Below are 25,104 nucleotides of genomic sequence, written 5' to 3'. Positions count from 1 at the left end.
CTAGCGGTGCTCGCGCGGATCAAGCGCATCTCGTAAACCATTACCGACGAAATTAAAGCATAGTAAGGTGACCGTTAAGAAAATCGACGGAATCACCAATACCCACCAATAATTAAAGGCAATCACTTGTACGCCATCACTAATCAATCCACCCCAATCAGTCATTGGTGGTTGAACACCCAGACCTAAGAAACTCAAGAATGCTGCCGTCATAATCACAACCGGTACCGTTAGCGTAATATAAACAGCAATGATCCCAATAAGGTTTCTAACGATGTGACGCGTGATAATCACTCTTTCACTGACACCACAAACATAAGCAGCTTCAATAAACTCTTTGCTTTTTAAACCTAAAGTCTGCCCACGCACGACACGTGCCATATCAAGCCAACTGACCGCACCAATAGCAATAAAAACCAATACAAAATTTCTACCAAATAAAGTCACCAATAAAATAGCAAAAAACATAAAAGGTAAGCCATAAAGCACATCGACAATACGCATTAAGATATTATCGATTTTACCACCAAAAAAACCAGCAGTGGCACCAACTAATGTACCGATAATCACACTAACCAGAGTCGCGACTAAGCCAATTTCAAGGGTCACGCGCCCACCAACCATCACTCGTGTGAAGACATCACGCCCTAAGCTATCCGTGCCAAACCAGTGAGTTGCACTAGGTGCTTGATAGACTTCGAGTAGATTTTGATACGCATAGGTATATGGTGAAAACCATGGTAACACCACAACTGCTAAGACAATCAGTAGCAATATCACTAAACTGATCATCGCAATTTTATTTTTCTTAAAACGCATCCAAGCGTCATAATAAAGACTACGCCCTTTAAAAGCTTGCTCATGTGAGGTGTTTGCAACTTCTTCTAGAAAATTTGCGTTATTCTTCTTTTGTTCAATCGTAAAACTCTTTGCCATCTTTCAGCTCTCTCTAATAACGAATTTTTGGATCTAAAAAGGCATAAACAATATCAACGACCAAGTTAAATAAGATCACTAATAAGCTATAGATAATCGTTAATGCTAAGACTAAATTGTAATCACGGTTTGTTGCCCCTTGTACTACTTGCACGCCAATACCAGGAATGGTGAATACGGTTTCAACGACTACTGATCCTGTTAAAATACCAGCCACTGCCGGACCTAAGAATGACACTACCGGCATTAATGATGGCTTTAAAGCATGCTTCCACACAATGCGCGGCATTGAAAGCCCTTTGGCTTTTGCCGTACGAATAAATGGCGAGCTTAAGATCTCAATCAAGCTACTTCTTGTGATTTGCGTGATAATCGCAATATAAGGAATTGCCAAGACAATGACTGGTAAAACTAAGTCATTCCAACTCCCCCAGCCACCTGCTGGGAATAAGCCTAAAATCACCGCAAAAATAAGCACCGCCAAGGGCGCTGTTACCACAATTGGTGTTGAGATAAACAGCATCGCGATCACACCGATAATATGATCAACAAAGCCGAGTTTTGTATTACGTGTTAAAGCCGAGAATATGCCAAAGATAATACCAAAAATACTTGCCAAAATAATACTAAATATACCCAACTGCACCGACACCCAGAAACCACCTTGCCCGCCATCAGGGAAAACCAACTGATTAATAGATTGTCCTTGGTATTTATAGGAGTAACCCAAATTACCATGCAGCAAATCATTGATGTAATAAAAAAACTGCTTCCACAAAGGCAAATCTAAATGATATTGGTGATGCAATTGCTTTAAGACTTCAGGTGGCAAAGCACGCTCTGTTGCGAATGGGTCACCTGGTGTCATATGCACCATCAAAAAACTAATAAGCACCACTACAAATAACGTGGGGATGGCACCACCTAAACGTCGAATAATATAACCAAACATTATCTCTCCCTTGTTGTTTTAACACATCTTGCTCATAAACAAGCATGCACTTCCTAGATGACTATCGTATGTATTTTAAATAATTAACACAATAGCGTCATAGTCTTTATATAGGTTTATGCCTGATATTTAAATGACAACCATTTGTCATATAAATGATCTAAATGATTGTTTTGAATCTCATAACCTACGACATAAGGTTTCACAAGGTGAACCACCGGCTGCACAATAAGCGGTGTGCTTGGGTAATCATTTTGCATAATATCTAATGCTTTTGTGTAATACGGGATAGCGGCATCTGCTGTTAATTGCTTTTGTCCTTGTGTAATCAATTTGTCATATTCAGCATTGCAATATCCGGCGTTGTTTTGTGGATTGGTGCACATCCACATATTGGCAAAATTATCTATGGTATCAAAATCAGCTACCCAACCATCGCGGGCAACACCTTCATAGCTATGCGATTGACGCAGCTTCAAAAATACTTTGAATTCAGAATTTGCCAAATTAACTTTAACCCCTAGATTCTGCGCCCACATTTGACTAATCGCTTCCATTAATTTCTTTAGACGTCCGTCGGTATTATAGTCTAATGAGACAACCAGTGGGTTATCTGCTGAATACCCTGCCTTTTTGTATAATTCTTTTGCCAGATCTATACGCTTTTCTTGTGACCAATCATGCCATGCATAGGTAACATTTTTATAACGTCCGCCATCAATATCTGCCGGAAATAAACTATAGGCTGGCACGCTACCATCATTTACTACATTTTTGGCTAACGCCACACGATCAATGGCTAAAGACAGAGCTTCGCGTAAATCTTTATTATCCTTAAAAGGAGGCTTTGTCATATTGAAATCTAAATAGTCCAACGTAAGCCACGGTGTACTTTGTAGCTCGGTACCATAGCGCTTTTTAAGCACATCCAAACTTACCGTTGGCACATATTGCACATAATCAACCTGACCTGATGCATAGGCATTTAATGCAGAACTTCGATCAACAATAGGTAGAAACTTCACATTTTGAATTTTAACGTGCTCGGCATCCCAGTAATAAGGGTTTTTAGTGACAAGCACATAACCGTTAGGCACCCATTCTTTTAACTCATAGGGACCATTACTTATAAGCTTACCTGCTTGGAAAAATCCTTTACCATATTGATCGATACCCGCTTTATAAACCGGGTAAGTCACAGGATCTGCCATAATACTTAGGAAATAATAGACAGGATAATCAAGTGTTATTTCAATTTCATGCGCGTTAATTACTTTAACGCCTAAGCTAGATACTGGCTTTTTGCCATCCATGATTGCTTGGGCATTTTGAATTGGTGCAAGCTTGTACGCCATCTCTGATGCAGTTTGTGGATTAACCGCGCGCTTTAATGCATAAGCAAAGTCTTCTGCCGTCACTGGTTTGCCATTCGACCATTTGGCATTATCCCGCAAATCAAACGTATAAACCAAACCATCCTTAGATACTGTATATGATTTAGCAACACCAGGAATAGGCTGATTTTTTTGATTCTCAGACATCAAGCCTTCACCAATATCGTACATGATATTGGATGAATAAACATCTTGAGCATGCGCTGGATCTAGCGAATCAGGTTCAGCTGCATTTGCACGCACTAAAGTATCTTTACCTTTGGGTGCAAACTGATCTGATGATTTATTTGACGTTTGTGAGTTACTGCCACCACAGCCTGCAATAAAAAGCGCTGACAATAATAATGAGGGTATTAATTTAACCTGTTTCATATTTCCTCCCCAGGAATAAAGTTCACTACCGACGAAATTAAGTTATAACTTTTAAACGAAGATGTCACGCAAAATATATGAGATTTTGTAAAATTATTACCCAAGCCTTCAACAAGATCAAAACAGAGTCTGCTATTTGTCTAAACACCCATTTTAGTGATTATCATTATCATAAATAACTTGATGGTTTTTAATAAAAATAATCAAAAGCACAAGCAGGCATAGACTCGCAAACCCCATCGACCAAGCCGTATTAATTGTCATAAAGACACCGCCTAATACACCTGATACACCCCAGCCAAAGCCTTTGGCAAGCGTGTATAAAAAGCCTGAAATAAACCCCTGATAGCGGATCTCAACCGCATTGCTAAATCCAACAACTAATAATGAAAAAACCACCATATCGCCAAATGCCATAAAAAAACTTACAACATAGACCAGCAACTGATGATCCGTTGGATATAATGCTAATAACATTGCCCCTAAAGTACCAACTAGCATTGCTAAAATCGCAGTAATAAATAACGTCTGATAACTTAAAAAACGCTGCAAAATCGGTAACAGAATCAAAGCGGATATCATCAAAGACAAACCAATAAAACTAACCAATATTCCAATTTGGGCAACGTTAAAGCCAAGCCTAAGTTTAGCAATTGGTTGAATAAACTGAAAATACATGCCCCAAGCTAACTGATCTAACAATAAAAGCACGATCAAAATAGCTATTTTTTTCTGCTTTACTAATCGCCATAGCGTCTGCATAAGGGGTATATTTTTCCGTACTTTTTCTTGCTGATAATAGCGCTCTGGTTTATAACAACACCAAATAAAAATGATCAAAATAATGGAGATCGCTGTAATAACATAATACGGCGATATAAAACTATTACTTTGTGCCATAATCACACTACCGACAAATGGACCGATAACAAAAGCAAGTCCCGTAAAAAATTGTAGTAGCCCCACCCACAATAGCTTACGTTTATCGTTATGTGCAGCACTTGAAATACTGGCAATCACCACTGGAAACATACCGTAAAGAAGATGACCAAGCACATAGCCGATAATAAATAAGATAACCATATGTAAATAAGCTGAAAATAGTGCGCCAATTCCAGTAACTGTCACTGCTAGCATCGATATCACCGCAACTTTTTTGCGACCAATATAATCCGAGACAAGACCCCACAACACATTGGCAATAATCCCTGCTATTTGTCCAGTTAGTAAAAATAGACCATAGTAGATGCCTGCTTGCTGTTGTGAGTCAATGCTTAACCAAAAAGGTGATTTTTCATCAAAAAATAACTGCACATAACTAGGATTAATCAGCGCAAATAACACTTCTGTTGAGAATATTAACAAATAAGCTTGTAAGAAAAAACGATATGATATGCTTTGAGATGATTGAGATACCTGTCGCATCGGATCAAGTTCCTTGGTCTTTGTCATAAAGAGGTGCTATTTAACCCTGCCCCATTACTATAGTCAACACAAGATCTAAACTTTAGGCTTGTACTTTTCATATTGACGTTTTACCATAGCACTTTTTAGACTGACCATTTTTATCAAGACAAAATGAGTGATAACAACACACCTCCTATGCGCACCATCAAAAGCTTTGTTAAGCGTGCCGGCAGAACAACCGTGCGTCAACAACGTGCATTAGATAATTACGTCCACCTCTATCAAATTCCTTACACAGTTGAGAAAACCAATTTTGATATACACTACAAAACGTCTCAACCACTCGTTGTTGAAATTGGTTTTGGGATGGGAAATAGCTTAGTCACCATGGCAAAAGAAGCGCCTCAAACAAACTTCCTAGGCATCGAAGTTCACGAACCTGGTATTGGTAATATCTTAGATCATATCCATGAAAACGCATTAGGCAACCTACGCGTAATGCAACATGATGCCGTTGAAGTCTTTAAACACATGATTAAAGATAACACATTACAAGGTGTGCAAATATTTTTCCCTGATCCATGGCATAAAAAGCGTCATCACAAACGCCGTTTGGTTAACCCTGAGTTCATTGAGCTCATTCTACAAAAGCTTGAACCTACCGGTTTTATTCATTTTGCCACGGACTGGCAGAATTACGCTGACGAAGTGCTTGAATTATTTACCGAGAATAGTCAACTTAATAATCCACACAATGGTTTTGCACCACGCCCAGAGCATCGACCACTAACCAAGTTTGAAGCACGCGGTCAACGCCTAGATCACGGCGTGTGGGATATTATCGTTTACAAACAATAACTATTCCGCTGTAAAACCTAGTATTCACCACTCTTTTTGCATATAGTTTGATCTATTGAAAAAATAAAGCTTATTGAAACTATGAAAAAATTACACCCTTTACAGCTGATATTCTTAATTGCCGTTGCAGTACTGCTATTGCCACTTTTTCTTTTCTTAGGCGTATGCTTTGTTATTTATGGCTTAATTGTTAAAAAACGCATTAAGGATATGCTTAACAAGGCAAGCCAAAATACAAATGAAGAGTTAAATAACAATACTCATAGTTATAGAAATACAAGCAACGGGCGTGTTATTGATCATGAATAAGTAAATGAGTAAGTAAAAGAATTATTTTAGTGGTGATTCATCTTCCGCTTCAAGCATATTGTATTGCTCAAGCTTTTTACGGAAAGTGCCACGGTTAAGCCCAAGAATACGTGCAGAACGGCTTTGGTTGCCGCCTGTGAAGTCCATCGTTGCTTCAATCATTGGACACTCTGTTTCTTCCATAATTAATTCATATACATCGTCAGGATTTAAGCCTTCTTGTGAGACCATCTTATAGTAATGCTGTACGCGTTTACGCACAACCTCACGTAGTGGAAATGTCTCAGCAGATTGTTCATCCGGTTTCAATTTATAATGCATTGTTGCAGCCATAATCGTTTCCCCCTATATTGAAACTTTGTTCATTAGCTGTTGGTTAATATCCAACAAGAGATTAATTGATTTAGCATCTAATAACAATAGCGTCACAGCCAAAAAATATCATTTTGCGGCGAAAAAAATGCTTTGATTATAAGAGGGATTAAAAAGCAAACATATTGCAGGTTGCTTTTAACAGAATATAACAAAAAATAAAGAAAAATAAGATCAATCTAATGCACCATGACATTGTTTGTATTTCTTACCTGAGCCACAAGGACATGGATCATTACGTTTCACTTTGGGCACATCACGCACGAATGGTTGATGTGCTTTTTGTGCATTCTCTTCATCAGTTATCGATGAAGAGCTACCCGCTAAAACATCCTCATGCTGGGCTTCAATATTTTTAATTGAGTTTTTCCACTCTTCTTCCATACGCTGCGCTTCTTCTGGCGCTTGGATTCTGATCTTAGCAAGATTAGAAATCACTTCATATTTGAAGTTATCAAGCATGCTGGAGAAAAGCTCAAAAGACTCTTTTTTGTATTCATTCTTAGGATCTTTTTGCGCATAACCTCTTAGATTAATACTATTACGCAAATGATCCATCGCATTTAAGTGCTCACGCCAATGCGTATCTAAGGCTTGCATTAGACTGATTTTTTCAAATTGGCGAATAGACTGCGCTTCAAGGTTTTCTGTCTTTTGTTGATATTCCTCAACAATGGCTTTAATTACAAGCTCTTTTAATGTTTCATCATGCAAATGATCATCTTCAGCAACCAATTTACGTAAGCTTAGCGAAATAGAAAAGTCACCTAGTAATGCTTTTTCCAAACCTTCTAAATCCCACTGTTCTTCCATTGAACCGGCTGGCACATGATCATGGAATAGTTTTTCAGCAACGTCATAGCGCATATTAGCAATAATTTCAGAAACATCATCTTTGCCTAGTAACTCTTCGCGCTGCTTATAAATAACCAAACGTTGTTCATTAGCAACATTATCATATTCCAATAAGTTCTTACGAATATCAAAATGATATTGCTCAACTTTAGATTGCGCTTTAGCAATAAAACGCGTCATCATCCCAAACTGGATAGACTCACCACCAGAAAGCGCTTTTTTCATACGATTAGCTAAGCTTTCAGAGGCGAAAATACGCAATAGATTATCATCCATCGATAAATAGAAACGACTCTCACCTGGATCCCCTTGGCGTCCAGCACGACCACGTAACTGATTATCAACGCGGCGTGAATCATGACGCTCTGAGCCTAAAATACACAAACCACCAGCTTCAATAACTTTTTTATTACGTGCTTTCCATGCAGTTTTGATTTCATTAATTTGTGCTTCAGTTGGCTCCTCGATTTCAGCAATTTCCGCTTCCCAGTTACCACCTAAGATAATATCCGTACCACGACCTGCCATGTTGGTTGCGATTGTCACATTTCCAGGGTAACCCGCTTGTGCGATAATCGCTGCTTCTCTGGCATGCTGTTTAGCATTTAGCACGTCATGTTGGATCTTTTTCTTGCGCAAAAGTGTCGATAAGATTTCAGAGGTTTCAATCGATGCCGTACCGACAAGTATCGGCTGCCCTTTTTCAACACGCTCTTTGATATCATCAACAATCGCCATAAACTTATCTTTTTGATCACCAAAAATGCGATCATGATGATCTTGGCGTTGTGGCAGACGATTTGTTGGAATAACCACTACTTCTAAACCATAAATCTCATGAAATTCAAAAGCTTCCGTATCTGCTGTTCCCGTCATTCCCGACATCTTATTATAAAGTTTGAAGAAATTCTGGAACGTAATTGATGCGAGTGTTTGGTTTTCACCTTGAATTTTAACTCCTTCTTTGGCTTCAATCGCTTGATGCAAACCATCTGACCAACGACGACCTTCCATCGCACGCCCCGTGTTTTCATCAATAATAATCACTTCCTGGTCGCGAATAATATAATCAACGTTTTTTTGATACAAACTATGGGCACGCAAACAAGCATTTAAATAATGCATTTTGGTTACATGTTGTGGTGAGTAGAGGTTATCCCCCTCATTTAATACGCTTTCTTTAATCAAAGCCACTTCAATCTTAGTGTGACCTTGATCGGTCAAATACGCCTGTTTTGATTTTTCATCTAAATAGTAATCACCATCGGTTGCTTCTTCATTTTCCTGTTTAACCAAGGTTGGCACCAATCGATTAAACAATAAATACATATCTGAGCTATCTTCTGAGGCACCTGAAATAATCAATGGCGTGCGCGCTTCATCGATTAAGATCGAATCAACCTCATCGATTACCACGAAGTTACGACTACGCTGAACCTGTTCCTCTTTGCTAAACGCCATATTATCGCGCAGATAATCAAAACCAAATTCATTATTTGTACCATAGGTAATATCGCAAGCATAGGCAGCACGACGTTGATCAGGTGATAAATTGGCAATAATCACACCCGTCGTAAGTCCCAAGAAACCATAAATTTGCCCCATTAATTCCGCATCGCGCGAAGCAAGGTAATCATTGACTGTGATCACATGCACGCCTTTGCCAGTTAATGCATTTAAATATACAGGCAAGGTTGCAACCAACGTTTTACCTTCACCAGTTCGCATCTCAGCAATTTTACCTGAATGCAACACCATTCCACCGATAAGCTGCACATCGTAATGACGCATACCTTTAACGCGTTTCGCCGCTTCTCTTACAACAGCAAAGGCTTCTGGCAGTAATTGCTCAAGACTATCACCTTTGGCTAATCGTTCTTTAAATTCAAGGGTTTTAGCCTTAAGCTCAGCCTCAGATAGTTTCTCAATTTCTGGCTCTAAGGCATTGATTTTATTAACTGTCTTTTGCATCTTTTTAATCAAGCGGTCATTTCGACTGCCAAATAATTTTTTAATAATCATTGATATCCTAGATAAGGCTTTTCCACATAACTGGTTTTGGATTATACTGCAACTTATACCATAACAAAAGCCAAGTGCGTCAAAATGATCCGTAAGTATAGTGCATCTGTCACTGAGCTTTTAAACAGCAGAAAAAATAAAAAAGGCTCGTTGTTGCATACCATTAAACAACAGCATGAATTGGTTAAAACAACCGAACAAAAGTTGCTTTATTTTGACATTCCCTATTTCAACCATACTAAAGTGTGTTTTTACAATGGTAAAAAGTTGGTATTAAAAACGGAAATCCCTGAATTGATCGCTAAATTTCGTGAACTTAAAAAAGATCTTATTGCACTATTAAATACCAGTGAGTACTTTAAAGACTTGAGCACTTTAGAATTAGTCCTTGTATTTGAACCAAAGCAAAAGGCAAGCTCACCTGAAGCACATATGCCTAATAGCGCACAAACTGCATTTAAAAACTTGGCAAAAACGCTAGAAGATGGTCAAATCAAACACGCGATAAATAACCTTCTTAAAAAGCATCACCATGAATAAAACCCACTATAGCACCCTTTTTTTTGATCTTGATGGCACACTCATTAATAGTGTCAGCGACATCACCTATGCGCTTAATAAAATGCGCGCGCATTTTGCACTCGATCCCATTTCTGACCAAACAACAGCAAGCATTATTGGTAAAGGCTTTCCAACAACAACCCAAAAAGTGTTATCACTTGATTTGACAGCTGACAAAGTTGCTGCTTATGCTAATGATGCCTTGAAACTCACCTTAGATCATTATGAACAAGCGATGGGACAACATACACACATCTACCCTGGCGTTATCGACGCTTTAACCTATTTTAGAAATCTTAAGATTAAAATGGCAGTCGTAACAAACAAGGAAGAAGCGCATGCCATTAAAACACTAGAGCATTTAGGTTTAGATCAATACTTTGATTGCGTTGTCGGCGGTGATACTACGCCATTTTATAAACCAAATCCCGCCCCCTTAGAATATGCTGCTAAAATGCTAAACGCTGATATCACAACAAGCCTTATGATTGGTGATTCTGCCAATGATGCTTATTGTGCTAAAGCCTATAATATGCCCTATATTCTTATAAGTCACGGCTATGCCAATGGGGTGGATTTACACAGTTTAAATGCTCTTGCAGTGATTGAACATTTTGATGAATTAAAAGATTACATTATCTGAAAAAACAAAGGCTGCACGTGGCAGCCTTTAGATATTAGGATTATTGAAATTACAACATACCGTAATGTGCTAACTTCTTACGGAAAGTACCACGATTAATACCTAGAATTTTTGCAGCACGGCTTTGATTACCACCAGTATACTCCATCGTTGCTTCAATCAAAGGCAACTCAACTTCAGCCATCACCAACTCATAAACGTTTTGCGGCTTAGTACCTTGTGAAACCATATTTTTATAGTATGTTGCAATCACTTCTTTGATATGATCACGCAATGGTAAATCTTGCTGATGAGCATCTTGTTTATGCGCATCGCCATAGTGCATAGTTGCAGGCATAATATTTTCCTCTTTATCTTGATTTTTTTATATTTTTATTACTTGTTTATTAAACAGGAACTCCCCACCAAATCATGTTTTGAGCACTGTTTTTATTGATCTTGTCAATCAACTGTGTATTATAAGGACAGCCTAATTTAAAAGCAAGCATAATACTTGCTCAATAACTTGGTTAAAACATCAAAATAGTAATTAATAACCCTAAAATAACGAAAGAACACTATTCATGACAGATACACCATTTAGAAAAACCCTCTCATTGAAACGCAAAAAACCAGCTGAGACAACATCTAAACAACAATCAGACAACGCAAGTAACGCTAATAATCATTCTAATATCAACAATGCTCATGGACGAAACAACAATGCATCACAGCACAATCATCGTCCCAATAAACCAAAGCGTCACTTTCAAGAACAGGAAGTAAGCTTTAGTACGCAAAAGCAACATCAAAACAGTTCACCAGATCATGTAGCACTTCTTGCCAAAAATGATCCATTGTTACAAGATTTGCAAAAAAAGCGCGATGATTTACTTGATCAAATCAAAGTACTTGAACAACGCTTGGTATTCATCTCTAGCGAACCATTACAAGCAGCATGTAATGAACTAAAAAAAGAAGATACTGCGATTTTATGCCAGATTAATGATTATCTAATCAGCAAGCAATAATACTAATTCATCTATAAATAAACTACCATCAGCGAGCACCTCCCCCCTTACGCGAGAGGTCGTTCAGCATGAATCTGGACGGGTGAGAGGGATATTAAAACTCAACTTCTTTTTGATTCATTACTTTGCTTAAACTGAATTAATGCACTTTGCGCTTGATATGCCAAATGATCAAAAGATCGCAGATTCTGTATAATTTCCTTTTCAACATCCGTGGTGAAACGCTTATTCTCACATGCTTGCTCTAAAGAAAACTGGCGCGACACATCATCATAATCTAACAACTGATCCAAATCATCACAGATCGTCTTAAAAACCATCTTATTTTGAGCGATAAACGCGTACATTTCGCTTTCATTATACTCCGCTAAATAATGCAAGCTGATTAAATGCACACGCATCTTAAAAACAGGCTCAAGGCAAGCATCCATTAACTGTTGTTGCTTCAGTCTTAACTTTGTTTTGTTAAGATCCGCTGCTTGTTTTAAGCTAAGGAGACTATTATTAAAGTTTGTCGCATATTCAACGGATATATTCCTAAACTGTTGCTCAGAAAATGATTGATACATCAACGCAAAATGTTTGGCATAAGCATCTAAGATATCTTCTAAGTCCTTTAAAATAGCATGCGCAATCATCTTTCTTGGTCTAAAGAAAACTTCTGCAACAAAACAAATAGCACAAGCGGCAAAGGTGTCCATTAATCGCGCTAACATAAAGGTTGCTGGCGACATGCCTTTGGTATACATCACGGAATAAAGCAGCATAACCGCAATCGTCACAAACATGGCCGAATAGGTATAATTGATCATTGAGAAATAAAGCACAAAAAGCACCAGCAATGGCAAAAAGACAATCCAAGTGACATGTGCCATGATTATTTCAACCAAAATAAAGCCAAATAAAAGCCCAACAATCGTACCAATTAAGCGCATCTTGATACGGTTATTAACAAGCCCCGGTTCAAAAGGCATATAAATAATCATCAAAGTCATTGCGATCCAATAGCCACGCTCTATATCAAAAATAAGCCATGCAGCAACAGCAAAAGTAAGCATAACACTGATTCTCACCGCACGATAAATGCTTAGACGATCCATGATACTAAGCATATTTCTTCCTTAACGCTTTGACTTTTGTATAAAGCGCATCTAACAATTGCAAACGTGCATCTGCACGCTCAATCGCTTTCTTTAACTGCACATTTTCCTCAAGTAGCTGCAAACGAGACGCTCGATTTTCAAGCGCTTTCGCTTTGATTGCTAGATCATCTTGACCCAATAAGCTATCAATTTTAAGACATGCCTCATAAAATGGTAATTTCACTGCATGATTATTAATAATGTAAACGTAAATCATCACAATTTGATAAACCACATCCACATATTCATCAATTATCTGATTAAATTCAGTAGTAAAGTGCTTATGGTGATTATTCTTTTGTTGACGCAAATAATATAAATGACGATACATACAATATAAATTATCACGATAGCCTTTTTCATCTGTGCTACTTAACATGCGTCTTAATGCATAGATATATTCAGTCATTGCAATCAACACCTTTGCTTCATAACGTCGTGGTTGAATCACTGCAACGGCTACAGAGAACAAAGTACAAATTACCATTGCCACGCTATAATTAATAAACATCTGAATACTATTGGCTGGCGCTATCATTGTAGGATCATCAACCAAATGAATAAAAATCGGTAAAAAAAGTACTCCCAGTCCAAGATATAAGCGCAAATTCATATCTTTAAGTGTCAGCAAATAATAGCTCAAAGAAAATACGAGTACCAAAAATATAGTCCAACCCTTTGATCCCACAAAAGCAAAAACACCCGCGAAACAAAGCCAAAGCCCAAGACTAATCCACAGCGAGGCTTTTACTTGCCCCCAACGCGACTGTCCAAGCGGAAAAGCACTCATGAAAATTAGTAATATCGAAATTAATAAGAAAATAAGAAAGTCTGGCCATTGGAAAATCATATAACAGATCAGCAACACGCAGAATGCCACTAAGGTAACAATAACATGATAAGCAATATCTAAATAAGGGTCTTGTGGTAATGTATAGCTATCGCGATATTTACCTTTATTTTGTCGGTTCAATCGTAACATACGCACTTGCCCCGACATGCAATGGAAACTTTGGATCTGGATGATCTATTTTAATCATCACCGGAAAACGCTGTGGCAAGAGTAACCATTGATTCTCTTGAGGCACGGATTGCAAAAGATCAGCTGAGTCGACAGCTCTTCTGCCCACTGCCCAATTTGTATCAGCAACTGTTCCTTGATAGACTTTATCGCCCATATACATCCGTAAACGGATAGTAGCCTTATCCCCTTTTTTAACATCAGCTAAATCTGTTTCTTTGAAATTAGCCTGCACCCACCACTGATTGGTGTCAATAAATGAAAATAAGCTCTGATAGGCCTGCACCAAAGTCCCTTTAGCCAAAAATAAATTGCTAACAATGCCATTTTCAACGGCATTAACTTTCGTTGCTGCCAATTGAGATTTTGCATTATCAACTGCTAATTGTGCTTGCTGCACTTTAATTTCTGCAGCGTTAACCTTTGTTTTTAACAAATGAAGTTCACTAGCGTTTTGTTGCAACAAATCTTTTTGTGCGTAGTTTGCTAATAACTCCTTTGCTGCCAGATAAGCAACTTGTAAAGCCTGCAAGTTCAAATTGGCCTCTTGTAGTTTCATCTCATAAGGCCTGGGATCTAAAGAAAATAATAACGTCCCCTTAGTTACCATTTGATTATTATTGACATAAACTTCTTCTACTTTACCTGAGACTTCCGCTGCAACTGACTGAATATTCGCAACAACATAAGCGTTATCTGTTGAGGTTGAACGTGTTGCCCAAAAATAACCAACATAAGCAATAATTAGTAAAACAACAATACTGACAACCACTTTGCTGCGTTTGAGTAAATTAAATAATGCTGACATTTCTTACGCTAAACTCCTTTTATATAGACAAACCAAGTGTAGAACATTAGCACTTTTTAGCAACTTCTTAACAAGCAACTTGAGTATATTTCCTATTCCCTTTTGAGGCAAAGTAAATCCCTATAATTAACACCACACTCCACAAAATAAACGACTCCTGCACATGCGTGATATTAAATAACACGCTAAAAATGCCTGCCCAAAAGATAAAGCTGGCATTGAATGTCGTCCCAAGACTCGCTCCTATGCGTTTGATCGCATGATAGTAGGCAAGATATGAAGTTGATGCAGATAACACACAACCAACAATTAACAACGGTAAAAATAGCTGACTCACTACTGCCCACGTTTGCTGATAATCCACAATAAGCAATATCGCAAGAATCAATAAGTAACTTAGCGCTGAAGCACTTTGACGCACTGCTAAAAGCCATGAGACATCTTGTGTTGATGACTTTTGCGCGATTGAGAACAAAATGGATTCAGCACCCCAACCTAGCATTGCACAACTGGCAAAAATCAAGCCGATTAAAATATGTGGTGCACCTGATCTCACCCCTGCAATGGAAATAAACATCACCGCAATCACTGATAAGATAATACCAACCACCTTGATCTTTGTTGGTTTTTCACGCAGCAACGTCATTGCTAATAACAGCGCAATAACCGGATAGCATGAGGTGACCACACCAGCGTAAACAGGTCCCGCGTAGGCAATACCCATAATACCTGCGACCATTCCTAGAGGTCCCGCGCAAATGGCAGCGATAATTAATGGCCAAAAGCTCTTATGTCTAGTTTTAATCATATTTGTCTTAAAACTACCACGCATCGCGTGATAACCATAAATCCCCGCACAAGAAAAACTATCCTGCATCAAGGATAAAATCAGTGCAAATACTAATACTGCAAAGGTTGCTGAGCTAAACAAAGCCTGCTCGGAGTAAACGTTAGTCAATACATCGTTTAAGCCCCACAACATCCCTGAAATAATTCCAATAATAATACCCAAAACTTCCCCCTCTTAAAATTTGGTTTTATTTATTTAACCTTGAAATAACTAATAATTATCATCTAGTGATAACTGCTGCAAATCATTTAATTTCTCGGGCATGACTACATCAAAATGTCGATAAGCATGGTGAGTTGCCACGCGCCCTCGTGCTGTGCGCATAATATAGCCCTGTTGTATCAAATAAGGTTCAATCATATCCTCTATCGTGCCACGCTCCTCTGAAATCGACGCGGCAATGGTATCTAAGCCAACAGGACCACCCGAGAATTTATCAATCAACGCCAATAAATAGCGCTGATCCATATGATCAAAACCAACCGGATCAACATTAATCAATGACAAGGCTTTATCAGCAACCTTGTTATCAATAACACCTTTGGCTTTCACATCAGCATAATCGCGCACACGTCTTAATAGGCGATTAGCAATACGAGGCGTGCCGCGCGCGCGTTTTGCAATTTCCTTGGCGCCTGATGCTTCAATTGTCACATTTAATAGTTTAGCTGAGCGCATTACAATATCTGCCAAATCACTAACTGAATAAAATTCTAAACGCTGCACAATACCAAATCGATCACGTAACGGGGAGGTTAACAGCCCTGCCCTTGTCGTTGCTCCCACCAAAGTAAAGGGGGGTAAATCAATTTTAATTGATCTTGCCGCAGGTCCTTCACCAATCATAATATCTAGCTGGTAATCCTCCATCGCCGGATAAAGAACCTCTTCAACCACGGGACTTAAACGATGAATTTCATCAATAAATAACACATCATTGGCTTCAAGATTCGTTAATAATGCTGCCAAATCACCCGCTTTTTCTAACACAGGACCTGAAGTTTGTTTCAATGAGACATTCATTTCATTGGCAATAATATGTGAAAGTGTCGTCTTCCCCAAACCAGGAGGACCAAAAATAAGCACATGATCTAAAGCTTCAGAGCGCTTTTTCGCTGCTTCAATAAAGATCTCCATCTGCTCTTTGACCACCGGCTGACCATGATAATCTTTGAGCATTTTAGGGCGAATTGCACGATCAATTTGCTGATCTTCTTTTTGCTTATTCCCCGAGATAATACGGTCTGTCTCTATCATAGAATGTAAGTCATCAAGGCTTTTTTTAACTAAAGTAAAAGCCTACCATGTTTTCACTTTAAAAACGATTAAAACGATATGATTTTTAGTGTCTTACTATGATGCGTTATGTAATCTACATCGCCTGTAACGCTTGAACCGTCTCTTTTGCCCACTCAAGCTCGGCTTTTAAACGCTTTTCATTATAGCGATATACTAATAACAGATAATCTTGATCCTCTCTACCGTTATGATCAACACTAATATGACTAACAACTTCAGCAAGCTTAATCTGTAGCATTTGCAAATGGGTAATATAGTTATTCACATGTTGTAAAACATCTACTTTATCCATCGCAAAACCACTGCTTAGCTTTAACAATAATTCATTACGTTCTTTAGCACCATAACTAATTGGCTGCATTAACCATTGCATTAAGTGCGCACGACCTGATTCTGTAATTGCATAAATGCGCTTTTGACGTTTGCCACTGGATTCATCTAAGCGTGATTCTACAAACCCTTGATCTTCTAATTGCTTGAGCATCGGATAAATTTGCGCATTACTTTCTGACCAATAAAAATGGGCAATCTTTTCAAAAAGTGCTTTGACACCATAGCCAGATAACTCTTTTTTGTTGAGTAAACTCAAAATTGCATAACAGGAATTATTTTCTCTTGCCATATTTTTCCTCTGTTCTTTTTATTATATAAACATTATCTGAGCATACATCGAAGCCTTTATACCACTCACAAACATTCTCACATTTCCAAACATACCCTTAGGGGGTTACTCAGACCATGACCACCATTTCTTAGTAAACACTCAATCATAGTCAAAAATTTTTATTGCATTTTACGCACACCAAGAGTATAGTCAACCGGTATTTAATACCTATACAAAAACCCTAATGAGGATAAAATGGAAAATAAGATGATGTTTTTGGTTCTCAGCGTTTGCATTATCACCCCTTTTGCAAATGACATATTTATTGCGTCCTTTCCTGAAATGGGACAGACGTTTAATACATCTCATATCGGCTTAGTGATGACCGTTTTCATGATTGGTCTTGCTGCTGCTCAACTTTTTTACGGTCCACTACTTGACCGCTATGGCAGAAAACCCATATTAGTCATTGGGCTTGTTATTTATACTTCAGCGAGCTTAATGATTGTCTTTTCAACAAACTTTCACATGTTACTTATTGGACGCTTTTTTCAAGCGATAGGCACATGCAGCAGTATTGTTGCAGCGATGGCTATTGCTCGTGATGTCTATAAAAAAGAAGATCTAGTTAAGGCAATGGCAATGATTATGGCGATTATTGGTATTTGTCCGGCAATTGCTCCACTTCTTGGTAGCGTATTGCAAGAGCTCTTTGGCTGGCATGGTGCTTTTATGTTTTTACTGTTACTTGGCGTATTTTACCTATTGGTTATTAGTTTTCTATTTAAGGAAAGTATCCAACAAAAGAATATGCATGCGACAAAACCTAAACAGCTTTATGATAATTATCTGTCATTACTTAAAATCAAAAGCTTTCAAGGTTATATCTTAACAAGCGCTTGCTCATATGGTGTTTTATTCTCATATGCTGCGGCAAGTAGCATGCTGATTATCGGGGTATTTCACTTTTCAGTACTTGCCTTTGGGATCATTTTTGCTGTTAACTCACTGGCAATTGTGATTATGTCTATTTTGGCACCGAAACTAAATAAACGCTTTAGCATCAGCCAACTGGTACTTACTGGTGCAACACTTTTGGTGACAGGTGCGACGTTAACCATCCTATTAAATGTCATCTTCACAAGTAATATCTACACCTTAGTATTGCCTATGTGGATCACAACCCTAGGCTATGCCATGATTCGCCCAACAGCAAGTGCCGGAGCTATCTCAAGCGCACCGCATCACATCACAGGATCAGCAGCGGCATTGTTTAACTTCATGTCTTTCTTAGGTGGTGCTATTGCAACTTTCTTATTGACACAATTTACAATGACGAGCATTCATTTTGCGACATTTGTACTAGTGATTGGATTACTTGCTATTATTTGTGCACGCCATGCGCATAAAGGACATTCATTTGAGCTTGTTACAGCTTAAGCCTCAGTAAGTTAAAAACTTTAAAAACGAATAAAAAACTTCGCAGTAAATACCACGCCAATATAAGATAATTCTGCACCAAAATTTTTATAAGCATAATCAATATAAAGCTCAGGTATCGGCAACACAGGTAAATACTTTGCAATATCTGACATCCTTTGATCATAACCTGAAATTAACCCTAAACGATAACCTACATTCATTTGGTTATTTTGCGATAACTGCTTGGTATAGAGATTACGTTGCACCCCAACTACAAAAGCTCGGTCACTGAATGAATTAAGCAAAGTACCAACAAAAATACTGTTATAAACTCCACCAATCAAATTATTCGACCAACGATCATGCGCTCGACTTTCAGGATTAAAATGCCAAGTAAACATCCCTAAGTAAACAGCATTATCCGGCTGTGTTCCTTTTAAGAATGTCCAAAAGCTCTCATCCTTACTTGATTTATCTGAGGAACCCTGTCCTTCATCATCTGAGCTATTTGCTTTCTGCGCTGACTCAGGACCAATAGCTGCATTTGCTGATGATGCTACTTTTACAGAGCTCTCATTATTATTTGCAGCAAAGCTAACACTCGCCACAATCAATAAAACCCAACCAAATAAATAATTTCTCACTCTAAACCTCATTCTTAGCACATTAATAATTACATTCATCAAAAAATTGTGATCAAAATCATAAAAATTAAGCGCGCATAATCGCAAAATCCTGCTTTATAGTCAATGCACAAAAATACGTAATAATAATGCAATATGTTGGGCTTAATACTGACATAGGAAGAATGAGAGTTATTTAAGCGTTCCCTTCACTAGAGACAACTATCGCCACTTATATCAACAAATGATTGGCAAAACCAATCTTTCTATTGCCGTATTAAATCGACAAAATATTTATGAATTGGCGAGCTTTGACATAACTCAGGATGAAAAGTTGCTGCGAGTATTTTATTTTTTCTAATTAAAACCGGTTTATCTAAATGATAAGACATGACATCGATTTCTTTATCATTAATCGCATTAATAATCGGTGCGCGAATAAAAAAGGCTTCGACCTCTTCCTCTGTTGTGTCAAATTTAACACGTAGAGGAAAAATACCACTTTCTAATTGTCGCCCATAACCATTGCGGATGACATCGATATCCAATACACCCATTTTTTGCAATAGAATCACACCAGCACATGTTGCCAAAACTGGAATCTCTTGCATGCGCTTAATCAATGGTTGCCAAAGTTGATGTTTCTGCAGCAAATACGTCATTGTTGTGCTTTCACCACCAGGCAAAATCAGTGCATCAACCTTAGCTAAAGCGGCTTCTGTTTTAACTAAAATGCAGTTAATACCTAATGATTCAATTTTTTTCTGGTGCGCATCATACGCACCTTGTAAGGCAAGTACCCCGATATTCATTACTAGCCTCGAACTGAAAACATCTCGTGTGGCAACAAGTGATCACAGTTGATTCCAGTCATTGGCGCACCTAGATCTTCTGAGACTTTAGCAATCACATCTGGATCATTGAAATGTGTTACAGCACTTACAATCGCTTCGGCACGCTTTTTAGGATTATTCGATTTAAAAATACCCGAACCAACAAAGACAGTTTCAGCACCTAATTGCATCATCATCGCCGCATCAGCAGGTGTTGCAATACCGCCGGCTGAGAAATTAGGTACAGGCAATTTGCCATGCTCATGTACATATCTTACTAATTCATAAGGTGCAGCTAGTTTTTTAGCAATCGCCATTAGCTCACCACTGTCTGCCATTTGCACTTCTTTGATTTGACGATTTAATGCACGCATTTGTTTTACCGCCTGAATCACATCACCCGTTCCTGCTTCACCCTTAGTACGGATCAAAGCAGCACCCTCACCGATTCGACGCAATGCCTCACCTAAATTGCTGCAACCACAGACAAAAGGCACTTTAAAAGCATGCTTATCAATATGGTTCTCATCATCTGCAGGTGTTAATACTTCACTTTCATCAATAAAGTCAATGCCTAACGACTCTAAAATCTGTGCTTCAACAAAATGACCAATACGCACTTTTGCCATGACCGGAATACTCACGGCTGCCATAATCTCTTTGATTAACTTTGGATCTGACATGCGTGCCACGCCACCGTCTTTACGAATATCAGCAGGAACGCGTTCAAGCGCCATCACCGCAACAGCACCCGCCTCTTCAGCGATTTTTGCCTGTTCTGCAGTTACAACGTCCATAATCACGCCACCTTTAAGCATCTCAGCCAAGCCAACGTTAATCTTCAATCTATCGTTCATGAGCCAATACTCCACTTTTATTTTAAGTTTTAAAAAGGTTTATAAATACTGTATCGCGGTAAATTATTTAACGATACATAAAATACCCGCATACAATAGAGCAATTTTAATGCTGATACAATCGCTTAGATTCCAAATCTGCTTTTTTTGTTATTTTTCACTCTTTTTTTTGATATCAACCAAGTAGTTACATAACAAAATTAGCCTGATCGCACCCTAAGCAAAGTCGAAAGGAAATACAGAAATGATAATTGGCTTCGACTAACGCTCAGCCAACGTTTACATCATAAAGTAAGGGTAAACTAATTGCCTTTATTAGTTATTTCAATTGATAGTTTGGTGGCTCTTTGGTGATCATCACATTATGTACATGGCTTTCGTTAAAGCCCGCACCTGTGATTTTGACAAAAGTTGGCTTGGTATTCATCTCAAGAATTGTAGCACAACCGGTATACCCCATTCCAGCGCGCAAGCCACCGATTAATTGATGAATTACCGCAGCTAATGTACCCTTATACGGAACACGACCTTCAATGCCTTCAGGTACCAGCTTTTTGGCATCAACACTATCTTGGAAATAACGATCTGATGAGCCTTTTGCCATAGCACCCAATGAACCCATACCACGATAGGATTTATATGAACGCCCTTGGAATAATTCGACCTCACCAGGGGACTCTTCGGTTCCTGCAAACAATCCACCAACCATAACTACTGAAGCACCTGCGGCAATTGCTTTACAAATATCACCAGAGTAGCGAATACCACCATCGGCAATCACAGGCACACCCAGTGGTGCCATCACAGCAACCACATTAGAAATCGCCGTTAATTGCGGCACACCAACACCAGCAACCACTCGAGTTGTACAAATTGATCCAGGACCAATACCCACTTTGACACCATCAGCTCCCGCCTCAACTAAAGCTTTTGCCGCTTCCGCTGTGGCGATATTGCCACCAATAATTTGTACTTTTGGGAAATGCGTTTTCACCCATTTCACACGATCAAGTACTCCTTGTGAATGACCGTGTGCGGTATCGACAACAATCACATCAACACCGGCTTCAACCAATGCTTTGACACGCGCTTCAGTATCTCCTGCTGTACCAACAGCTGCACCAACTACCAAGCGCCCTAACTCATCTTTACAGGCATTGGGTTTATCAATCGATTTTTGAATGTCTTTTACTGTAATTAAACCAACAAGTTCATAGCTGTCATTGACAACCAATACTTTCTCAATACGGTGCTGATGTAGTAAGCGTTGAATCTCATCTTCTTGCGCGCCTTCTTTAACTGTTACCAAACGCTCTTTTGGCGTCATAATACTTGAAATCGGTTGTGTCAGATCTTTGGCAAAACGAATATCACGTGACGTTACTAAACCAACGAGTGCCTTACCCTCAACAACGGGCACACCTGAGAAATGATATTGTTCAGTAATTGCCAACAACTCACGTATCGTTGTTGCAGGTGAAGCAGTAATCGGATCAATCACCATACCATTTTCAAACTTCTTAACCTTGCGCACTTCAGCGGCTTGTGCTTTGATTGGCATATTCTTATGAATAATACCCACGCCACCCTCTTGCGCCATAGCAATAGCTAAGCGTGATTCGGTTACGGTATCCATTGCAGCGGATACTAATGGCATTTTTAGTTTTATTTTACGCGTAAGATGCGTTTCTAATGAGACCTGATGTGGCAATACATTGGAATAACCAGGAGACAACAGCACATCATCAAAAGTGATGGCTTCTTCAGTGATACGTAACATAAGTGACCTCGTAATTAAGTTTGGATAAATTTGGACTCGTCTTAATTACAGCGGCATTCTAGCAATATTTATGATCCTTTACTAGCATTGACATTTAATTTTTTATCGAATTTTCGGCTATGACCATATTCCTGTCCACTTTGATTGTATAAGCGTTGGCTGAGCGTAAGTCGAAGCCTCTATGAGAATGTGATTCTCCCAAGTGTACCCTTCGACTTACGCTCAGGGTACGGTTAGCATTTATGGGTGAATATTTAGTCTTAGCTGAATTTTCTGATCAGTCAAATATGTTAAAACAAAACACAAATGAAAAAGGCTTTAGCCCCACGCTAAAGCCTTTTTCTAGGAACTTTACCCCAGAAGCTCCCTGCCCCTCACCTAAAGTTTCGATAGCCCCCGCTACAAACTTGGACTCAATATTATCGTTCAAAAATTTTATTGTAAAGTAAATTTTAGCTATTTTTACTTATTCAAGTAGTTTTTTTCCAGATATACGCTTATCCTACTGACAAATAGCCGCAATTATTGCTATACTTACAACGAAATTTGGGAGTCGAGAAACCATGGCAAACATAGTACAACAACTAAGTCATAATATTTTTAGTCTCATGCGCAAGCATGATATCAAGTCAGTGAGTGAACTCGCCAGAAGAGTTGGCTGTTCAGCAACGACAATTTATAACATCACTAGCCAAACCAATAAAAACCCATCCATTGAAACCATTAAGATGCTTGCCGATTTCTTTGAAGTCAGCATTGATGACTTTGTTCGTCATAATCTGATCGACAGCGCAAACACACTACAGAAATCAAGTCGCCTATGCCCTGTTATCAGCAAAGCAAATTTAACACAATTTATTACGAATCAATATCAAGACAATGACAGCAAAGTCACTGAGATTGCCAATAATCAACTATCAACAAGAGCCTTTGCCATTGAACTTGATCAGAATATCGCACCCTATCAAACTGGTAATGTCTTGATTTTTGATTACTTAAACCTAGAAGAGATCGCCTTTCCCAGTCTTTGTGTTATTCAAAGCAAGGGTAATTATACGATTCAAAACATTTATCAAATCGATGGCAGTTTATATCTAAAAATAAAGCAAGGAATTTTCAACAAAAAAGATATGCTGGTACCATTAGATGATGAATATGCAGATGCTGAAATTATTGCTGCTTTGGTTGAGGTCAAGCTTTATCACTAAACGCATTCACACAACGATCTGAGTCAATCTTAAAGCCAACAATATTGGTGATTTTATTGCTTGGCAACTCGACAATGTCGGTTTTCTCTAACCGCTTAATATACATAGCAATTTTACTTGAGATAGTACAAACAATCACATCATAAGAAAGCTTAATAACGTATTGGGTCAATATAATGATAAAAATCACTTTTAGCGGCACAACAAATAGAAAAACACCAAAAGCAAAAACAACACTATCTATGAAAGTACCAATAGCAGTCGCAATAATAAATCTAATGATAATTCGTCCTCGCTCTTTACCTTCTTGCAGTCCATGCTTTTCACGGGAGTAGTACTTTAATCTTGCAATAATATTGGTGTTAACAAACTCAGCGATTACAAAGCTAATAAATGAAAAAGCAAAAACTCTAATCACTCCCGCCTCAGAAAACACCAACTCCCGAACGTAATTATGCCCATTAACCGTAGGCAGCATCGCCAAGACACTAAGAATTAATAATGCTATTAGCGAAGTTAATGCAACCGTTGTATAAATGCGTCTAACAATCGAAAATCCATACACTTCAGTTAGGATGGAATCAAATAAAAATGTTAATGAATAAACAAATATAGCACCTGGTGCTGCCAGTGGAATACCTCCAATACTTCCTAAGCTAATAATTGTTGAGCCCGCTAAATTTGATGCAAAAAAGATTACGGTATAAAGTGAAACAAACAGCAAAAAAACATATTTCTTCTCTTCGAGTGCTGCTAACTTTATATTGTTCCTTACCTTGCCAAATAGGCTTTCTTGTTTACCTGCATTAAATGCAATTAAACGCTGATCACTTTCAGAAAACAAATCGTAACTACCCAGCAGGTTAGATTTTGATAAACAGTAATTTTTGGAAATTTTTCCAGATTTGATGTTTTCATTTGCAAATAAATATGGCGTAATTTGATAGATGGATATGAAACTAGAAA

At 38.3% G+C, this 25,104-nt stretch carries 25 protein-coding genes; 7 read left to right on the top strand and 18 right to left on the bottom strand.

Translation table 11 applies throughout. From position 1 onward, the window contains the following. The 4 genes from F3D68_RS08260 to F3D68_RS08245 all read right to left on the bottom strand — a co-directional run bounded on the left by F3D68_RS08260 (position 1) and on the right by F3D68_RS08245 (position 5,106). Positions 1-936: an ABC transporter permease gene (locus tag F3D68_RS08260; RefSeq protein WP_151193971.1), complete on the bottom strand. Its 936-nt coding sequence runs from the start codon at positions 934-936 to the stop codon at positions 1-3. 13 nt (positions 937-949) lie between these two features. After that, complete coding sequence (locus tag F3D68_RS08255; protein ID WP_151193970.1) at positions 950-1,888, bottom strand: ABC transporter permease; 939 nt, start codon at positions 1,886-1,888, stop codon at positions 950-952. 116 nt (positions 1,889-2,004) lie between these two features. Then, the gene (locus F3D68_RS08250; protein WP_151193969.1) at positions 2,005-3,654 is read right to left on the bottom strand and encodes an ABC transporter substrate-binding protein; all 1,650 of its coding nucleotides are present in this window, start codon (positions 3,652-3,654) and stop codon (positions 2,005-2,007) included. A 153-nt stretch (positions 3,655-3,807) separates the two neighbouring features. After that, entirely contained in the window at positions 3,808-5,106 is a 1,299-nt protein-coding gene (locus F3D68_RS08245; RefSeq protein ID WP_151193968.1) for an MFS transporter, read from the bottom strand. Positions 5,107-5,232: 126 nt separating this feature from the next. Between F3D68_RS08245 and trmB the strand changes: the two genes are divergently transcribed. Together trmB and F3D68_RS08235 are read left to right on the top strand one after the other, a co-directional pair. Further along, positions 5,233-5,919 carry a tRNA (guanosine(46)-N7)-methyltransferase TrmB gene (trmB, locus tag F3D68_RS08240; RefSeq protein WP_151193967.1) on the top strand — a complete coding sequence of 229 codons (687 nt, stop codon included), beginning with the start codon at positions 5,233-5,235 and terminating at the stop codon, positions 5,917-5,919. 81 nt (positions 5,920-6,000) lie between these two features. Next, a complete protein-coding gene (locus tag F3D68_RS08235; RefSeq protein WP_151193966.1) occupies positions 6,001-6,228 on the top strand; it encodes a hypothetical protein in 228 nt (75 codons plus the stop codon). A 21-nt stretch (positions 6,229-6,249) separates the two neighbouring features. On the opposite strand, the gene F3D68_RS08230 is transcribed toward F3D68_RS08235, so the two are convergent. Further along, positions 6,250-6,561, bottom strand: a complete 312-nt coding sequence (locus tag F3D68_RS08230; RefSeq protein ID WP_117003696.1) for a helix-turn-helix domain-containing protein — start codon at positions 6,559-6,561, stop codon at positions 6,250-6,252. Between the two features lie 213 nt (positions 6,562-6,774). Then, positions 6,775-9,477: a preprotein translocase subunit SecA gene (gene secA / locus F3D68_RS08225; protein WP_411955094.1), complete on the bottom strand. Its 2,703-nt coding sequence runs from the start codon at positions 9,475-9,477 to the stop codon at positions 6,775-6,777. An 84-nt stretch (positions 9,478-9,561) separates the two neighbouring features. On the opposite strand from secA, the gene F3D68_RS08220 reads away from it, so the two are divergent. Both F3D68_RS08220 and F3D68_RS08215 read left to right on the top strand, forming a co-directional pair. Beyond that, entirely contained in the window at positions 9,562-10,017 is a 456-nt protein-coding gene (locus F3D68_RS08220; protein ID WP_151193964.1) for a hypothetical protein, read from the top strand. Next, positions 10,010-10,681, top strand: a complete 672-nt coding sequence (locus F3D68_RS08215; protein ID WP_151193963.1) for an HAD-IA family hydrolase — start codon at positions 10,010-10,012, stop codon at positions 10,679-10,681. Before F3D68_RS08220 ends, F3D68_RS08215 begins: the two co-directional genes overlap by 8 nt. Before the next feature lie 49 nt (positions 10,682-10,730). Here the strand turns inward: F3D68_RS08215 and F3D68_RS08210 are convergent, their stop codons facing one another. Next, positions 10,731-11,018, bottom strand: coding sequence for a helix-turn-helix domain-containing protein (locus F3D68_RS08210; protein WP_117003692.1), 288 nt, complete (start codon positions 11,016-11,018; stop codon positions 10,731-10,733). A 226-nt stretch (positions 11,019-11,244) separates the two neighbouring features. Between F3D68_RS08210 and F3D68_RS08205 the strand changes: the two genes are divergently transcribed. After that, on the top strand, positions 11,245-11,691 hold the full coding sequence (locus F3D68_RS08205) for a hypothetical protein (protein ID WP_151193962.1): 447 nt from the start codon (positions 11,245-11,247) through the stop codon (positions 11,689-11,691). 101 nt (positions 11,692-11,792) lie between these two features. Here the strand turns inward: F3D68_RS08205 and F3D68_RS08200 are convergent, their stop codons facing one another. The 6 genes from F3D68_RS08200 to F3D68_RS08175 form a co-directional block, all read right to left on the bottom strand. Next, positions 11,793-12,803 carry an FUSC family protein gene (locus F3D68_RS08200; protein WP_151193961.1) on the bottom strand — a complete coding sequence of 337 codons (1,011 nt, stop codon included), beginning with the start codon at positions 12,801-12,803 and terminating at the stop codon, positions 11,793-11,795. Then, positions 12,796-13,833 (bottom strand): hypothetical protein, encoded by a 1,038-nt coding sequence (locus F3D68_RS08195; protein WP_151193960.1) that lies wholly within the window; start codon positions 13,831-13,833, stop codon positions 12,796-12,798. The genes F3D68_RS08200 and F3D68_RS08195 overlap by 8 nt, the downstream gene beginning before the upstream one ends. Then, entirely contained in the window at positions 13,790-14,662 is an 873-nt protein-coding gene (locus F3D68_RS08190; protein WP_151193959.1) for an HlyD family secretion protein, read from the bottom strand. Before F3D68_RS08190 ends, F3D68_RS08195 begins: the two co-directional genes overlap by 44 nt. 67 nt (positions 14,663-14,729) lie before the next feature. After that, a complete protein-coding gene (locus tag F3D68_RS08185) occupies positions 14,730-15,674 on the bottom strand; it encodes a DMT family transporter (protein ID WP_151193958.1) in 945 nt (314 codons plus the stop codon). A gap of 48 nt (positions 15,675-15,722) precedes the next feature. Further along, entirely contained in the window at positions 15,723-16,769 is a 1,047-nt protein-coding gene (gene ruvB / locus F3D68_RS08180) for a Holliday junction branch migration DNA helicase RuvB (RefSeq protein WP_151193957.1), read from the bottom strand. A gap of 115 nt (positions 16,770-16,884) precedes the next feature. Continuing rightward, positions 16,885-17,433: a PadR family transcriptional regulator gene (locus F3D68_RS08175; protein ID WP_151193956.1), complete on the bottom strand. Its 549-nt coding sequence runs from the start codon at positions 17,431-17,433 to the stop codon at positions 16,885-16,887. 237 nt (positions 17,434-17,670) lie between these two features. On the opposite strand from F3D68_RS08175, the gene F3D68_RS08170 reads away from it, so the two are divergent. Beyond that, positions 17,671-18,855 carry a multidrug effflux MFS transporter gene (locus tag F3D68_RS08170; RefSeq protein WP_151193955.1) on the top strand — a complete coding sequence of 395 codons (1,185 nt, stop codon included), beginning with the start codon at positions 17,671-17,673 and terminating at the stop codon, positions 18,853-18,855. A 20-nt stretch (positions 18,856-18,875) separates the two neighbouring features. On the opposite strand, the gene F3D68_RS08165 is transcribed toward F3D68_RS08170, so the two are convergent. From F3D68_RS08165 to guaB, 4 genes are all read right to left on the bottom strand, one after another. Further along, positions 18,876-19,481: a hypothetical protein gene (locus F3D68_RS08165; RefSeq protein WP_151193954.1), complete on the bottom strand. Its 606-nt coding sequence runs from the start codon at positions 19,479-19,481 to the stop codon at positions 18,876-18,878. A 245-nt stretch (positions 19,482-19,726) separates the two neighbouring features. Beyond that, positions 19,727-20,272, bottom strand: coding sequence for a pyridoxal 5'-phosphate synthase glutaminase subunit PdxT (pdxT, locus tag F3D68_RS08160; protein ID WP_151193953.1), 546 nt, complete (start codon positions 20,270-20,272; stop codon positions 19,727-19,729). A gap of 2 nt (positions 20,273-20,274) precedes the next feature. Further along, the gene (gene pdxS, locus F3D68_RS08155; RefSeq protein WP_151193952.1) at positions 20,275-21,150 is read right to left on the bottom strand and encodes a pyridoxal 5'-phosphate synthase lyase subunit PdxS; all 876 of its coding nucleotides are present in this window, start codon (positions 21,148-21,150) and stop codon (positions 20,275-20,277) included. A 319-nt stretch (positions 21,151-21,469) separates the two neighbouring features. Beyond that, positions 21,470-22,930 carry an IMP dehydrogenase gene (guaB, locus tag F3D68_RS08150; protein WP_151193951.1) on the bottom strand — a complete coding sequence of 487 codons (1,461 nt, stop codon included), beginning with the start codon at positions 22,928-22,930 and terminating at the stop codon, positions 21,470-21,472. 563 nt (positions 22,931-23,493) lie between these two features. On the opposite strand from guaB, the gene F3D68_RS08145 reads away from it, so the two are divergent. After that, on the top strand, positions 23,494-24,138 hold the full coding sequence (locus F3D68_RS08145) for a helix-turn-helix domain-containing protein (protein ID WP_151193950.1): 645 nt from the start codon (positions 23,494-23,496) through the stop codon (positions 24,136-24,138). On the opposite strand, the gene F3D68_RS08140 is transcribed toward F3D68_RS08145, so the two are convergent. After that, positions 24,122-25,104: VUT family protein (locus tag F3D68_RS08140; RefSeq protein WP_151193949.1), on the bottom strand; the 983-nt coding region annotated here is incomplete at its 5' end. The two genes, F3D68_RS08145 and F3D68_RS08140, sit on opposite strands and share 17 nt — an antisense overlap.

This window comes from Cysteiniphilum sp. JM-1 (assembly GCF_008711525.1).
GTDB lineage: Bacteria > Pseudomonadota > Gammaproteobacteria > Francisellales > Francisellaceae > Caedibacter.
The sequence above is the reverse complement of the archived record's forward strand: the minus strand, read 5'-3'. Positions and strand labels throughout refer to the sequence as shown.